General features: G+C 65.0%; 11 protein-coding genes. 6 read left to right on the forward strand and 5 right to left on the reverse strand.

Going from position 1 to position 13,742, the window contains the following annotated elements; translation table 11 throughout:
• Nucleotides 1-8: 8 nt before the first annotated feature.
• The 4 genes from upp to ACO07D_RS21045 are packed head-to-tail and all read right to left on the reverse strand — an operon-like array spanning nt 9 to nt 3,223.
• A complete protein-coding gene (upp, locus tag ACO07D_RS21030; RefSeq protein WP_421704885.1) occupies nt 9-641 on the reverse strand; it encodes a uracil phosphoribosyltransferase in 633 nt (210 codons plus the stop codon).
• Entirely contained in the window at nt 634-1,626 is a 993-nt protein-coding gene (locus ACO07D_RS21035; protein ID WP_421704886.1) for an adenosine deaminase, read from the reverse strand. Before ACO07D_RS21035 ends, upp begins: the two co-directional genes overlap by 8 nt.
• Nucleotides 1,623-2,834, reverse strand: a complete 1,212-nt coding sequence (locus ACO07D_RS21040; protein ID WP_421704887.1) for a phosphopentomutase — start codon at nt 2,832-2,834, stop codon at nt 1,623-1,625. Before ACO07D_RS21040 ends, ACO07D_RS21035 begins: the two co-directional genes overlap by 4 nt.
• On the reverse strand, nt 2,831-3,223 hold the full coding sequence (locus ACO07D_RS21045; protein WP_421704888.1) for a cytidine deaminase: 393 nt from the start codon (nt 3,221-3,223) through the stop codon (nt 2,831-2,833). Before ACO07D_RS21045 ends, ACO07D_RS21040 begins: the two co-directional genes overlap by 4 nt.
• 194 nt (nt 3,224-3,417) lie before the next feature.
• Here ACO07D_RS21045 and ACO07D_RS21050 point away from each other — a divergent pair, with 194 nt between their 5' ends.
• From ACO07D_RS21050 to ACO07D_RS21065, 4 genes are all read left to right on the forward strand, one after another.
• On the forward strand, nt 3,418-5,691 hold the full coding sequence (locus tag ACO07D_RS21050; protein WP_421704889.1) for an NADP-dependent malic enzyme: 2,274 nt from the start codon (nt 3,418-3,420) through the stop codon (nt 5,689-5,691).
• A gap of 77 nt (nt 5,692-5,768) precedes the next feature.
• Complete coding sequence (locus tag ACO07D_RS21055) at nt 5,769-6,467, forward strand: hypothetical protein (protein WP_421704890.1); 699 nt, start codon at nt 5,769-5,771, stop codon at nt 6,465-6,467.
• 300 nt (nt 6,468-6,767) lie between these two features.
• Nucleotides 6,768-8,660 (forward strand): propionyl-CoA synthetase, encoded by a 1,893-nt coding sequence (locus ACO07D_RS21060; protein WP_421704891.1) that lies wholly within the window; start codon nt 6,768-6,770, stop codon nt 8,658-8,660.
• Between the two features lie 146 nt (nt 8,661-8,806).
• A complete protein-coding gene (locus ACO07D_RS21065; protein WP_421704892.1) occupies nt 8,807-10,309 on the forward strand; it encodes a sigma-54-dependent transcriptional regulator in 1,503 nt (500 codons plus the stop codon).
• A gap of 99 nt (nt 10,310-10,408) precedes the next feature.
• Here the strand turns inward: ACO07D_RS21065 and ACO07D_RS21070 are convergent, their stop codons facing one another.
• Complete coding sequence (locus ACO07D_RS21070) at nt 10,409-11,170, reverse strand: NAD kinase (RefSeq protein ID WP_421704893.1); 762 nt, start codon at nt 11,168-11,170, stop codon at nt 10,409-10,411.
• Between the two features lie 162 nt (nt 11,171-11,332).
• Between ACO07D_RS21070 and glyA the strand changes: the two genes are divergently transcribed.
• The gene (glyA, locus tag ACO07D_RS21075) at nt 11,333-12,631 is read left to right on the forward strand and encodes a serine hydroxymethyltransferase (protein WP_421704894.1); all 1,299 of its coding nucleotides are present in this window, start codon (nt 11,333-11,335) and stop codon (nt 12,629-12,631) included.
• A complete protein-coding gene (locus ACO07D_RS21080; protein ID WP_421704895.1) occupies nt 12,631-13,713 on the forward strand; it encodes a saccharopine dehydrogenase NADP-binding domain-containing protein in 1,083 nt (360 codons plus the stop codon). Before glyA ends, ACO07D_RS21080 begins: the two co-directional genes overlap by 1 nt.
• Nucleotides 13,714-13,742: the final 29 nt, after the last annotated feature.

Below are 13,742 nucleotides of genomic sequence, written 5' to 3' on the forward strand. Positions count from 1 at the left end.
GTTAACCCTTACTTGGTCCCGAACATGCGGTCCCCGGCATCGCCCAGACCCGGCACGATATAGCCGTTTTCATTCAGCCGCTCGTCCAGCGCGGCGGTGACGATCGGCACGTCCGGATGCGCCTCCTTCATGCGCGCAACCCCTTCGGGCGCGGCCAGCAGGCAGAGGAAACGAATGTTCTTGGCGCCCGCCTGTTTCAGCAGATCAATCGCCGCCGCCGAGCTGTTGCCGGTGGCCAGCATCGGGTCCACGGCGATGACCAACCGGTCCTCCAGCGCCTCGGGCACCTTGAAATAGTACTGCACGGGTTTCAGCGTTTCCTCGTCGCGGTAGAGGCCCACGAAGCCCACCCGCGCCAGCGGGATCAACTCCAGGATCCCATCCAGCAGCCCGTTGCCCGCGCGCAGGATCGACACCAGCGCCAGCTTCTTGCCCGCCAGCACCGGCGCATCCATCTTCTGCAAGGGCGTGTCGATCTCCTGCGTCGTCATCGGCAGCTCGCGCGTCACCTCATAGGCCAGAAGCTGGCTGATCTCGCGCAACAGCTGGCGGAACACGGCGCTTTTCGTGCCCTGCTCGCGCATCAGGCTCAGCTTGTGTTGCACCAGCGGGTGGTCGACGACGGTCAGGTGGTCATACATTAAAATTCTCCACTGTCTTGCGCAGGGCCGCGCGTGTCTCTTCATCGCAGAAAGCGGCCTCGGCGGCCACCAGGTTAACCTCGGTAAACCGCGCCGCATCCCAGCCGAAGACCCGCTCCAGATCTTCGTATTCCTTGGTCATCGTGGTACGGAAGAAGGGCGGGTCGTCGGTCGAGACGGTCACCTTTACCCCCGCTGCGCGCAGCCGTTCGATCGGGTGGGCGGTCAGATCGGGGTAGACGCCAAGGAAGACGTTGGAGCCCGGGCAGACCTCCAGCACCGTGCCTTCACGCACAAGCCGTTCGACCAGGGCAGCATCGTCGATGGATTGCACCCCGTGACCAATTCGTTCGACCTTCAGCGTATCCAGCGAGGCGCGCACCTCGTCCGCGCCGCCCCATTCGCCCGCATGGGTGGTCAGGCGCAAACCGGCCTCGCGCGCCATGTCGAACGCATAGGCGAAGTCCTTGGGGTGTCCGGCTTTCTCGTCGCCGCCCATGCCGAAACCGGTGATGAAATCCCCCGCCGTTTCCTGCGCGCAGAGCGCGGTTTCGCGGGCCAGGTCGCCGCCGAAATGGCGAATGGCGGTGATCACGCCACGCATTTCGATCCCATGGGCCGCGCGCGCCTCATCCGCCGCCTCGCGGATCGCGTGCAGGTATTCGCGCCAGGCGCCCACGTCGCGCCCGCCGCAGAAGTCAGGGGACAGGAAGGCCTCGGTATAGATCACCCCATGGGCGGCGCTTTCCTCCAGAACCGCGGCCGTCAGGCGCTTGAACTCCTCCGGCCCGGTCAGGACCGAGGTCGCCGCCTCGTAAACCTCGAGAAAGTGCCAGAAATCCCGGTAGTCATAGCCACCATCCGGGGTGAAAATGTTGGAAATGTCCAACTTCTTCTCAAACGCCATCTGCCGGATCAGCGCCGGTGGCGCGGCCCCTTCAAGGTGCAGATGCAGCTCAAGCTTGGGAAAATCCTGCCAGTTCATAGAAAACTCCTCCCCGCCCCGCGTTCAGACAGTGCAAGATGCTCGGCCACGCTCGCGGCGATGTCGGAAAAGCCGCAAGGACCGATTTCACCAGCGCCCAGACCGTGGATCAGAACCGGCACCCGTTCGCGGGTGTGATCGGTGCCGACCCAGCTGGGGTCATTGCCGTGATCGGCAGTGAACAGGATCAGGTCGCCGGGCCGCGCCTTGGCAAAGATGCGCGGCAGCTGGCGGTCGAACCATTCCAGTGCGCGCGCATAGCCGGAGATATCGCGGCGGTGGCCGAACTTGGCGTCGAACTCGACGAAATTGGCGAAAACCAGGTCGCCGTCGTTGGCCTCGTCCATCAGGTCGATCAGATGCTCCATCAACGCCTCATCCGCGCCCTTGCGCACCTCGTCGATGCCCTGATGGGCAAAGATGTCGCCGATCTTGCCCACCGCATGGACCTTGCGCCCGGCGGCCTGGGCCCAGTCGCACAGCGTCGGCGCGGGTGGGTTCACCGCAAAATCGCGCCGGTTGGTGGTGCGGATGAAACCGGTGTCTGCATCGCCCACGAAGGGCCGCGCTATGACCCGACCCACGCGCATGTCATGCACCATGGGGGCGACGGCACGGCAAAGATCAAGCAAGCGGTCGAGGCCGAAGGTTTCCTCATGCGCCGCGATCTGCAGCACTGAATCCGCCGAGGTATAGACGATCGGCAGCCCGCTGCGCATGTGTTCGGCGCCAAGCTCCTCCAGGATCACCGTGCCCGAGGCGTGTTTGTCGCCGAGGATGCGGTCAACACCCGCCGCCTTGCAAATGGCCGCCGTCAGATCCGGTGGGAAGGACGGCTGGGCGTCGGGGAAATAGTGCCAGTCCCAGGGCACGGGCACGCCGGCGATCTCCCAATGGCCCGACGGGGTGTCCTTGCCCGGGCTGACCTCTTCGGCCGCGCCCCAGAGCCCCGAGGGCGTGGCGCCCATATTCGGCGCGGCCTCACCCGAGGCCAGTTTCAACGCCGCGCCAAGGCCCAGCGCATCAAGGTTGGGCACGAACAGGGGGCCGGAACGTCCCTCTTCCGCGCGGCCCCCGGCGCAGGCCTGGGCGATGTGCAGCAAAGTGTTCGACCCGGTGTCGGGCACGTCACCGTTGAAGAAGCGATCCGCATCCGGCGCGCCGCCAATGCCGACCGAGTCCATGACAACCAGAAAAGCGCGTGTCATGTGTTGTCCAGATGTTCGTTGGTGAAAGCGCCGGGCAGAAGCTCGGCCATGGTCATGACCAGCTCGGCCCCGCCGGTGGTCAGCATGGTGACCTTCGTGTCTGGTCCGGCGAACTCCTTGAGTTTCTGACGACAGCCGCCACAGGGGGTGACCGGCAGGGGCGCATCGGCGATCACCAGCGCCTCGGTGATCTCGCGCTGCCCCGCCATGACCATGGCGGCAATCGCGCCCGCCTCGGCACAGGTGCCTTCGGGATAGGCCACGTTTTCCACGTTGCACCCGGCATAGACATCACCGCTGGCGGTCCTGACCGCCGCGCCGACCTTGAAATTCGAATAGGGGGCATGGGCGTTCTCGCGCGCCCGTTTCGCCGCGTCCAGCAGGGACATGAGCGACTCCATTTCTGACTGATTGATCAAGGTTGGCGCTACCACCCCGCGGATGCAAGTCCGAAACGTCGCCCGAAAGCGTCATTTGGCAGCAAAGGCGCGACAGCCGGGCTTGATCGGTGTATGTCTTTGGGTGTATGCCGCAGCGTCAGATGGATGGTTTAGCCTTAAACCATCAACCGGAGGAGCCGCCCGTGAAAGACGAGAAAACACCGCAGAAACCCGCTCTCTACTATCACGAGCACCCGAAACCGGGGAAACTGGAGATCCGCGCGACCAAGCCGATGGCCAATGGCCGCGACCTGTCGCTGGCCTATTCCCCCGGCGTGGCGGATGCCTGCATGGAGATCAAGGCCAACCCGACGGACGCCAGCCGCTACACGGCGCGTGGCAACCTGGTGGCGGTGGTGTCCAACGGCTCGGCTGTGCTGGGCCTGGGCAATATCGGCGCGCTGGCCTCCAAGCCGGTGATGGAAGGCAAGGCCGTCCTGTTCAAGAAATTCGCCAATATCGACTGTTTTGACATCGAATTGGACCAGAGCGACCCGGAAAAGCTGGCCGATATCATCTGCGCGATGGAGCCGAGCTTTGGCGCGGTGAACCTGGAAGACATCAAGGCGCCGGATTGTTTTATCGTTGAACAAATCTGCCGCGAGCGCATGAACATCCCGGTTTTCCACGACGATCAGCACGGCACGGCGATTGTCGTGGGCGCGGCGGCGACCAATGCGCTGCAGGTCGTGGGCAAGGATTTCGGCGATATCAAGGTGGTGTCGACCGGCGGCGGGGCGGCGGGCATCGCCTGTCTGAACATGCTGTTGAAACTGGGCGTGAAGCGGGAAAACGTCTGGCTGTGTGACATCGAGGGCCTGGTTTATGAAGGTCGCGAGAAGGACATGACGCCGCAGAAGGCCGCCTATGCGCAGGGTAGCGCGCCGACCACTTTGGACGAGGTGATCGCGGGCGCCGACCTGTTCCTGGGCCTGTCGGGCCCCGGCGTATTGAAACCCGAGATGGTGGCGAAGATGGCCGACAAGCCGGTCGTCTTTGCGCTGGCAAACCCGACGCCGGAGATCATGCCGGAGGAGGTGCGCAAGGTCGCCCCCGACGCGATCATCGCCACGGGGCGCAGCGATTTTCCCAACCAGGTCAACAACGTGCTGTGTTTCCCTTTCATCTTCCGGGGCGCGCTGGACGTGGGCGCGACCGAGATCAATGATGCGATGCAACTGGGCTGTATCGAAGGCATCGCGGCCTTGGCCCGTGCCACGACCTCAGCTGAGGCCGCCGCCGCCTACAAGGGCGAACAGCTGAGCTTCGGCGCCGATTACCTGATCCCGAAACCCTTCGATCCACGCCTCATGGGCGTGGTTGCCAGCGCCGTCGCCAAGGCGGCGATGGAGAGCGGCGTCGCCACCCGCCCCCTGCCCTCGCTGGAGGAATACAAGGCCAAGCTGGACAGTTCGGTGTTCAAATCCGCGCTGATCATGCGTCCGGTCTTCGAGGCCGCCCGGGGCGCCGAGCGCCGCGTGGTCTTTGCCGAGGGCGAGGATGAACGCGTGCTGCGCGCCGCCAATGCGATGCTGGAGGAAACCACCGACAAGCCGATCCTGGTCGGGCGCCCGGACGTGATTGCCAAACGCTGCGAACGCGCCGGCCTGCCGCTGAGACCCGGTGTGGATTTTGACATTGTCAACCCGGAGCGCGACGACCGCTATCGCGACTATTGGCAAACCTATCACAAGATCATGGCCCGGCGCGGTGTGACGCCCGACCTGGCCAAGGCGATCATGCGCACCAACACCACCGCGATCGGCGCCATCATGGTGCATCGCGACGAGGCCGACAGCCTGATCTGCGGCACGTTTGGTCAGTATCAATGGCACCTGAACTATGTGAACCAAATCCTGGGCACCCAAGAGCTGCACCCGACCGCCGCGCTGTCGTTGATGATCCTGGAAGACGGGCCGCTGTTCATCGCCGACACCCATGTGCATCCGGAGCCCAGCGCCGCTCAGATGGCCGAAACCGCCGAAGCCGCCGCGCGCCATGTGCGTCGCTTCGGGGTGGAGCCAAAAATCGCGCTCTGCTCCTATTCGCAATTCGGCAACCATGGCTGTGACACCGGTGTGCGCGCCCGCGGCGCGCTGGAGATCCTGGACGCAGAGCCGCGCGATTTCGCCTATGAGGGCGAAATGCATGTGGATGCCGCGCTGGATGTGGCCACCCGCAACCACATCTTCCCGGATGCCCGGTTCGACGGGCCCGCGAATGTGCTGGTCTTCCCCAATGCGGATGCCGCCAGTGCCGTGCGCAACATCCTCAAGACCAAGGGGCTGGGGCTGGAGGTCGGGCCGATCCTGATGGGCATGGGCAACCGGGCGCATATCGTGACCCCCTCGATCACCGCGCGGGGCCTGCTGAACATGTCCGCCGTGGCGGGCACGCCGGTGGCGCATTACGGCTAACCCCACTGGTGGGTGCGAGGCAAAGGGCCTAGCCTGCGCGCATGCGCATTCTGGGCCACGTCCTTGTTGTTCTTCTTTTGACCATCACGACACAGCTGGGCGGGTTGGCCTGGCTGGTGTCCTTGGCGTTCAGGCGCCGCTGGATAGCGCTCGGCGCGGCCTATCTGGCGCTCTGGCTAGCGACCATTCCGCTGGCCGGCCTGGGCGGGCGCGTGCCCCTGCCCTGCTGGGGCGGCAAGTTGCACAGCCATCCCGTTGCCTGCGTTCTGAACCGACACTATGTGGTGCCCGAACTGCGCGAGGTGGCGCGGGATCTGGCCCGCGACATGGCCAAGGCGTATCCGGGCAGCGTGACCGTGACACTCGACGGCGGCTTTCCCTTCGCAGGCATGCCCCTGCTGCCACACCTGAGCCATGCGGACGGGCGCAAGCTGGATCTGGCCTTTTATTGGCAGGACGCTTCGGGGCGCTACCGCGCCGGGCGGTCGAAATCTCCGCTGGGCTACTTCGGCTTTGCCCTGGGGCCAGAGGCCTGCGGGCCGCAGGCGGGGCCGTTGCGCTGGGACATGGCGCTTCTGGCCCCCTTGCTGCCGGACTGGCAGCCGAACCCGGGGCGCATGCAGAGCGCGCTTGCTTGGCTCGCGCGAGATCCCCGCGTGGGCAAGGTGCTGGTCGAACCACATATTCGCGACCGCTTCGCGGCGGGGCAGGACAAGCTGCGGTTCCAGGGCTGCAATGCCGCGCGTCACGACGACCATATTCACCTGCAGCTCTGAACACCCCCCACACGCCTGGCCGGCACCGTCGGGGTGGGTGGGTGGGCGACGGTGTCGGGCAGGCGTCCACTGCCGAATCCCCCGCAACATCTTTGCAATAATGATTTGCAGATTTGCAAACTGAGAAGATTTCAAACTCTACCCGCATATGAACAAAGGCTTTGCAAAAATTTGCAGACGCTATCAGCGGAACCTTGCAAAATTGTTGCGCCGTTTTGACGCCGGGGCGGTCAGACCTCTTGCCCCGACCTGCTCGGCCCCGCTACACCCGTTTCAAGCGATCTGAGGAGGAAGCACCGCATGGCATACAAAGACGTCTACGCAGCCTGGCAGGCCAACCCCGAAGCCTTCTGGATGGAGGCCGCCAAGGCCATCGATTGGGATTCGGCCCCTTCTAAGGCGCTCTTCGACGAGAACGCGCCGCTTTACGAATGGTTTGCCGATGGCATGGTCAACACCTGCTGGAACGCCGTGGACCGCCACGTGGAAGGCGGCCGTGCCGACCAGGTCGCGATCATCTATGACAGCCCGATCACCGGCCGTCAGGAAAAGATCACCTATGCCCGGCTGAAGGACCGCGTGGCCTCGGTCGCCGGTGCGCTTGTTGCCAAGGGCGTGACCAAGGGCGACCGCGTCATCATCTACATGCCGATGGTGGCCGAGGCGCTGATCGCCATGCTGGCTGTCACCCGCATCGGCGCGGTGCATTCGGTTGTCTTCGGCGGTTTTGCCTCGAACGAGCTTGCCGTGCGCATCGACGATGCCCAGCCCAAGGCGATCATCGCCGCCTCCTGCGGGATCGAGCCGGGCCGGATCGTGCCCTACAAACCGCTTCTGGACGGCGCCATCGAGCTGTCGGACCACAAGCCGGACTTCACCCTGATCCTGCAGCGCGAAGAACACCCCGCCGAGCTGATCGACGGTCGCGATTTCGATTGGAACGAGGCCCAGGAGGGCGTCGCCCCCGCCGATTGTGTCCCGGTCGAAGGCAACCACCCCGCCTATATCCTTTATACCTCCGGCACCACCGGCCAGCCCAAGGGCGTCATCCGCCACACCGGCGGCCACCTGGTGGCGCTGAACTGGACCATGAAGAACCTCTATAACGTCGACCCGGGCGACGTGTTCTGGGCGGCGTCCGACGTGGGTTGGGTCGTGGGCCATTCGTACATCTGCTACGGGCCGCTCATTCACGGCAACACCACCATTGTGTTCGAAGGCAAACCCATTGGCACGCCGGATGCGGGCACCTTCTGGCGGGTGATCAACGAGCACAAAGTCAAGAGCTTCTTCACAGCCCCCACCGCGTTCCGCGCGGTGAAACGCGAAGACCCCAAGGGCGAGTTCGTGAAGAAATACGACCTGTCCTGCCTGAAACAGGTCTACCTGGCCGGTGAACGCGCCGATCCCGACACCATCGTCTGGGCGCAGGAGCAGCTGCAGGTGCCGGTGATCGACCACTGGTGGCAGACTGAAACCGGCTTCGCCATCGCCGCCAACCCGCTGGGGATTGAGGAACTGCCGGTCAAGCTGGGCTCGCCCTCGGTGCCGATGCCGGGGTTCCAGGTCGATATCCTGGACGAAGGCGGCCACCCGATGCCCGCCGGTGAGCTGGGCGCGATTGCCATCAAGCTGCCGCTGCCCCCGGGCACCCTGCCGACCCTGTGGAACGCCGAAGAACGCTTCAAGAAGAGCTACCTCAACACCTTCCCGGGCTATTACGAGACGGGTGACGCGGGCTACAAGGACGAGGACGGCTATGTCTACATCATGGCGCGCACTGATGACGTGATCAACGTCGCGGGCCACCGCCTGTCGACCGGCGCGATGGAGGAGGTTCTGGCCTCCCACCCCGATGTGGCCGAATGCGCGGTGATCGGCGTGACCGATCAGCTGAAGGGGCAACTGCCGCTGGGTCTGGTCTGCCTGAACGCGGGCACCGACCGCGCCGATGGCGAAGTGACGGCCGAATGCGTCAAGCTGGTGCGTGAAAAGATCGGCCCGGTGGCGGCCTTCAAGCTGTGTGCCGTGGTCGATCGCCTGCCCAAGACGCGGTCGGGCAAGATCCTGCGCGCGACCATGGTCTCGATCGCCGATGGCAAGGAATACAAGATGCCCGCCACCATCGACGACCCCGCGATCCTGAACGAGATTCGCGACGCTTTGAGCGACATGGGCTATTCGAAAGCATAAGAACCACCGTCACAATCGGTGAAAATCCACCCTCGGGCCTGCCCCGGGGGTGGATTTTTTCATATAATCGGTCTGAAATTAAAGAATGCTCAACCCGGGCGGGTAATCATGCAGGCTGTGGGTTGTGTGTAAAGAAGGTCATACAGGTGAACAGTGAACCGAGCCAAATTCCCGACCATGTGCCGCACGGCAGCAGTGTCGACGGCGCGGTCAAGGTATTGGCCGTCGGTACACGCGACCAGGCCTGGCTGTTTCCCGATGACCCCTTCCTGAACCACGGCTGTCGCATTCTGCGCGCCGCCTCGCTGGATGATGCGCGCGCGATCTTCGATACGCAGCTGCCGCAGCTGGTGTTCCTGCCCCTACGGCTTGATGGCGCCTCGACCCTGTCCGACGTGAAGGACTGGCTGGTGCGGGTGCCCGAGACCACGATCGTGGTGGTCGCCAACAATGACGAAATCAACGACGCCGCCGAAGCAATGCGCAACGGTGCTTTCGATTGCCTGTTCACCCCGTTCAGCCGCATCCGCTTGAGCAAGACGGTGGAGAGCGCGATGCGGCGCTGCCGCCCGGCCTCTGGCACACGCGGCAGAAGCGTACAGGTCACGCCACCCGACCCCGCAATACCTGCCGCCCCGGCAGAGCCGTCAGCGGCACCGCCCCAACCGACCGCCGCGCCGCAGCCCGCCCGGGATGCGGAACTGGATGCGGTCAGCCTGATCGGCACATCCCCCAGCATGGAGGCAGTGCTGCGCAAGGTCGAAGCGGTGGCGCGGTCGGATGCCACCGTGTTCATCCAGGGCGAACATGGCACCGGCAAGGAGATGCTGGCGCGCAGCATTCATGGACGATCCGCAAGGTCGCAGGCGCAATTCGTGGCGGTCGATTGTGCCGCCCTGCGCCCGGAGACGCTGGACCGTGACCTGTTTGGCGAGGGCGAAGCAGGCGCGGGCACACTGACGCAGCTGGCCCAGGGCGGCACGCTCTATCTGGATGAGGTCTGCAACCTCTCCCCCCAGGTGCAAGCGCAGTTCCTGCGCGTGTTGCAGCGGTGCGAGGCCCCGGGCGGGCCGGACGAGCGGCGCGCCGGGATCCGGGTGATCTGTTCCACCGCGCGCGACCCCTATGCGGAGATGGAGGCGGGCACGCTGCGCGTCGACCTGTTCTATCGCCTGCATGTGGCCACCCTGACCCTGCCGCCCCTGCGCGCGCGCGGGCAGGATGTGTTGGCCATCGCCCAGGCCCGGCTGAAACAGCTGGCACGCCGCGAGGGGCGCGGCTTTGCAGGTTTTACCCCGGATGCTCAGGGTATTCTGTTGCGCCACAAATGGCCCGGCAACGTGCGCCAGCTGTTGAACGTGATCTGGAACGTGGTGCTGAACCATGACGCGCCGATGGTCGAAGCCTGGATGCTCCCGGAGGAACTGACCGCCGACACCCGCGGCTTCGCCGCCCAGGCCGGACAGGCGGGCACCCATGTGCCGATCCACGGCCGCACCTTGGCCGAGATCGAACGCGACGTGATCGAGGCGGTGATCCACACCCATGGCGGCTCGATCCCCCGCGCCGCCCGGGCACTGGACGTTTCGCCGTCGACGATCTATCGCAAACGCGAGGCCTGGCAGCGGGACGAGACCGGCGACAGCTGACCGGTCAGGCTCCACGGGCCAAAGTTCTTAGGAAGAACTTTGCAAGACTTTTTACAAGAATCTTGGCACCCCGCCCCAGGTTCGCTCGCCTTGGCGCGCTCAGACAAATTGTTCGCGGATCAGCCGTTCTTCCAACCCATGCCCCGGGTCAAACAGGATACGGTGGCGGATTGCCTCCTCCGACCGGATCTCGACCGAGACCACATCGCGCACCGACCGGCTGTCCGCATCCGCCATGACCGGGCGCTTCTCCACCTGAAGCACATCAAACCGCACCACCGCGTTCTTGGGCAAAAGCGCACCGCGCCAGCGTCGCGGGCGGAAGGCGGACATCGCGGTCAGGGCCAGCACATCGGACCCGATCGGCAGGATCGGCCCGTGCGCCGAGTAGTTATAGGCGGTGGACCCGGCCGGGGTACACAGAAGCGCGCCATCGCACACGAGTTCCTCCAGCCGCACCTTGCCATCAACCGAGATGCGCAGTTTCGCGGCCTGCGGACCCGCGCGCAGCAGGGAGACCTCGTTGATCGCGAGCGCCTCATGCACCGACCCGTCGCGGCATTCGGCGCGCATCGACAGCGGGTTGATCACCTCCTCCTCGGCGGCAAACAGCCGGTCGATCAGCCCCTCGGGGCTGTATTCGTTCATCAGGAAACCGACCGTGCCGCAGTTCATGCCATAGACCGGGGCGCGTAGGGATTGCGTCTCGTGCAGGGTCTGCAGCATGAAGCCGTCGCCACCCAGGGCCACGATGATATCGGCCTTGTCCGGGGCCACATCGCCATAGAGCGCGACCAGTTCGGCGCGCGCCTTGCGCGAGACATCCGTGTTCGAAGCCACGAAGGCGATATTGCGACTCATCGGCTGTTTCCTGTCCTGCCCCCTGTTTCCGAAACAACCACATGTTTCCCTGAGACGCCAGAGATGGCGCGTCTTTCCGGCAGTTGGTCGCATTCCGCCCTTTGCGCCCAGAATTGTTTCCGATAGGAAATCAGGCAATCCAGTCGCCTTACCCAAGGATAAATGCACATGACCACCACCCGCGACCCCGGTTTCTTCACCGAATCCCTGTCGACCCGTGACCCCGAACTGTTCGGCGCCATCACCGACGAGCTTGGCCGTCAGCGCGACGAGATCGAGCTGATCGCCTCGGAAAACATCGTCTCCGCCGCCGTGATGGAGGCGCAGGGCTCGGTGCTGACCAACAAGTACGCCGAGGGCTACCCGGGCCGTCGCTACTATGGCGGTTGCCAGCACGTGGACGTGGCCGAGAACCTGGCCATCGACCGCGCCAAGCAGCTGTTTGGCTGTGAGTTCGCCAACGTGCAGCCGAACTCCGGCAGCCAGGCCAACCAGGGTGTGTTCCAGGCGCTGATCCAACCCGGCGACACCATCCTGGGCATGGACCTGTCGGCCGGTGGCCACCTGACCCACGGCGCCCGTCCGAACCAGTCGGGCAAGTGGTTCAACGCGGTGCATTACGGCGTGCGCCAGCAGGACAGCCTGATCGACTATGACCAGATCCAGGCCCTCGCGACCGAGCACCAGCCCAAGCTGATCATCGCCGGTGGTTCGGCCATCCCGCGTCAGATCGACTTTGCCAAGTTCCGCGAGATCGCGGACAGCGTCGGTGCCTACTTCATGGTCGACATGGCCCATATTGCCGGCTTGATCGCGGCGGGTGAACACCCCTCGCCCTTCCCGCACGCCCACGTGGCCACCACCACCACCCACAAGACTCTGCGCGGTCCGCGCGGCGGCATGATCGTGACCAACGACGAAGCCATTGCGAAGAAGGTCAACTCGGCCATCTTCCCGGGCATCCAGGGTGGTCCGCTGATGCATGTGATCGCCGGCAAGGCCGCCGCCTTCGGCGAAGCGCTGCGTCCGGAGTTCAAGGACTACCAGAAGCAGGTGCGCGCCAATGCCGTCGCCCTGGCCGATCAGCTGATCAAGGGCGGTCTGGACATCGTTACCGGTGGCACCGACACCCATGTGATGCTGGTTGACCTGCGTCCCAAGGGCGTGACCGGCAACATCGTCGACAAGGCCCTGGGCCGCGCCCATATCACCACCAACAAGAACGGCATCCCCTTCGACCCGGAAAAGCCGACCGTGACCTCGGGCATCCGCCTGGGCACCCCGGCGGGCACCACCCGCGGCTTCGGCGAGGCCGAGTTCCGCGAGATTGCCGACCTGATCGTCGAAGTGGTCGACGGTCTGGCCGCCAACGGTGAAGAGGGCAACGCCGAGGTCGAGGCCGCCGTGCGCGGCAAAGTGGCCGCGCTCTGCGCCCGCTTCCCGATGTACCCGAACCTGTAATGGGACCCGCGCCCGCCCCCCGCGTGTTGATCGTCGGGGGGACGGGTGTCTTCGGGTCGCGTCTGGCCCGCATGCTGATCGAGGACGGCTGGCACGTGACCGTGACCAGCCGTTCTCTTTTCAAGGCGCAGGAGTTCTGTGCCGAGCACGGCGGGCACCCGCTGGCGCTGGAGCGCAACGGCAACCTGACCGAGGCGCTGGCAAATCACGACATGGTGGTCGATGCAGCGGGGCCGTTTCAGGACTATGGCGTCGCGCCCTATCGCCTGGCAGAGGCGGCGATTGAGCGGGGCATTCCCTGTCTTGATCTGTCCGATGATGCGACTTTCACCAGAGGGATCAGCACCTTGGATGAACGGGCCAAAGCGCGCGGCGTGGCGGTTCTGTCTGGCGTGTCGTCCGTGCCCGCCCTGTCCTCGGCGGTGGTCACGGCACTGGCGGCGGACCTGCCCTGCCTCGAACATATCGAAGCCGCCATCCTGCCCGGCAACCGCGCGCCGCGCGGGCTGTCGGTCATGCAAGCCATCCTGGGCCAGGTCGGCGCGCCCCTGACCCTGTGGCGCGACGGCCGCTGGCAGGAGGCGCCCGGGTGGTCGGGTCCGCGCAGCTATCAGCTTGCCCCGGACCTGACCCGCCGCGCGGCCTTGATCGGCGCACCGGACTTGCTTCTGTTCCCCGACCACTACGGTGCCAGAACGGTTGAATTCCGCGCCGGGCTGGAGCTGGACCTCATGCAACATTCCCTTGCGGTATTGAGTTGGCTGCGCACGCGCGGTTTGGGCCCGAACCCGGCGCGTTTTACTCACCTTTTTCACCGCGTGGCAGGGTGGATGGAGCCTCTGGGCACGGATCGCGGCGGCATGGTCGTGAAGGTCGAAGGGGGCGGTGTAAGCCGCAGCTGGACCTTGCTGGCCGAGGCGGGCGACGGGCCGTTCATTCCTGCCATTCCGGCGCTCATCACTTTGGACAAGCTCGCCCGCGGCGAGGTGGAACCCGGAGCACGGCCCGCGCTGGACCTGTTTACGCTGGACGAAGCCCAGGCGGCCTTGAGCCGCCTGAACGTATCCTTCCAAACGGAATAAGCCCCGCCCGAAGGCGAGGCCCGGTCTTC

The sequence above is a fragment of the Aliiroseovarius sp. genome, from assembly GCF_965228805.1.
GTDB lineage: Bacteria > Pseudomonadota > Alphaproteobacteria > Rhodobacterales > Rhodobacteraceae > JASBTN01.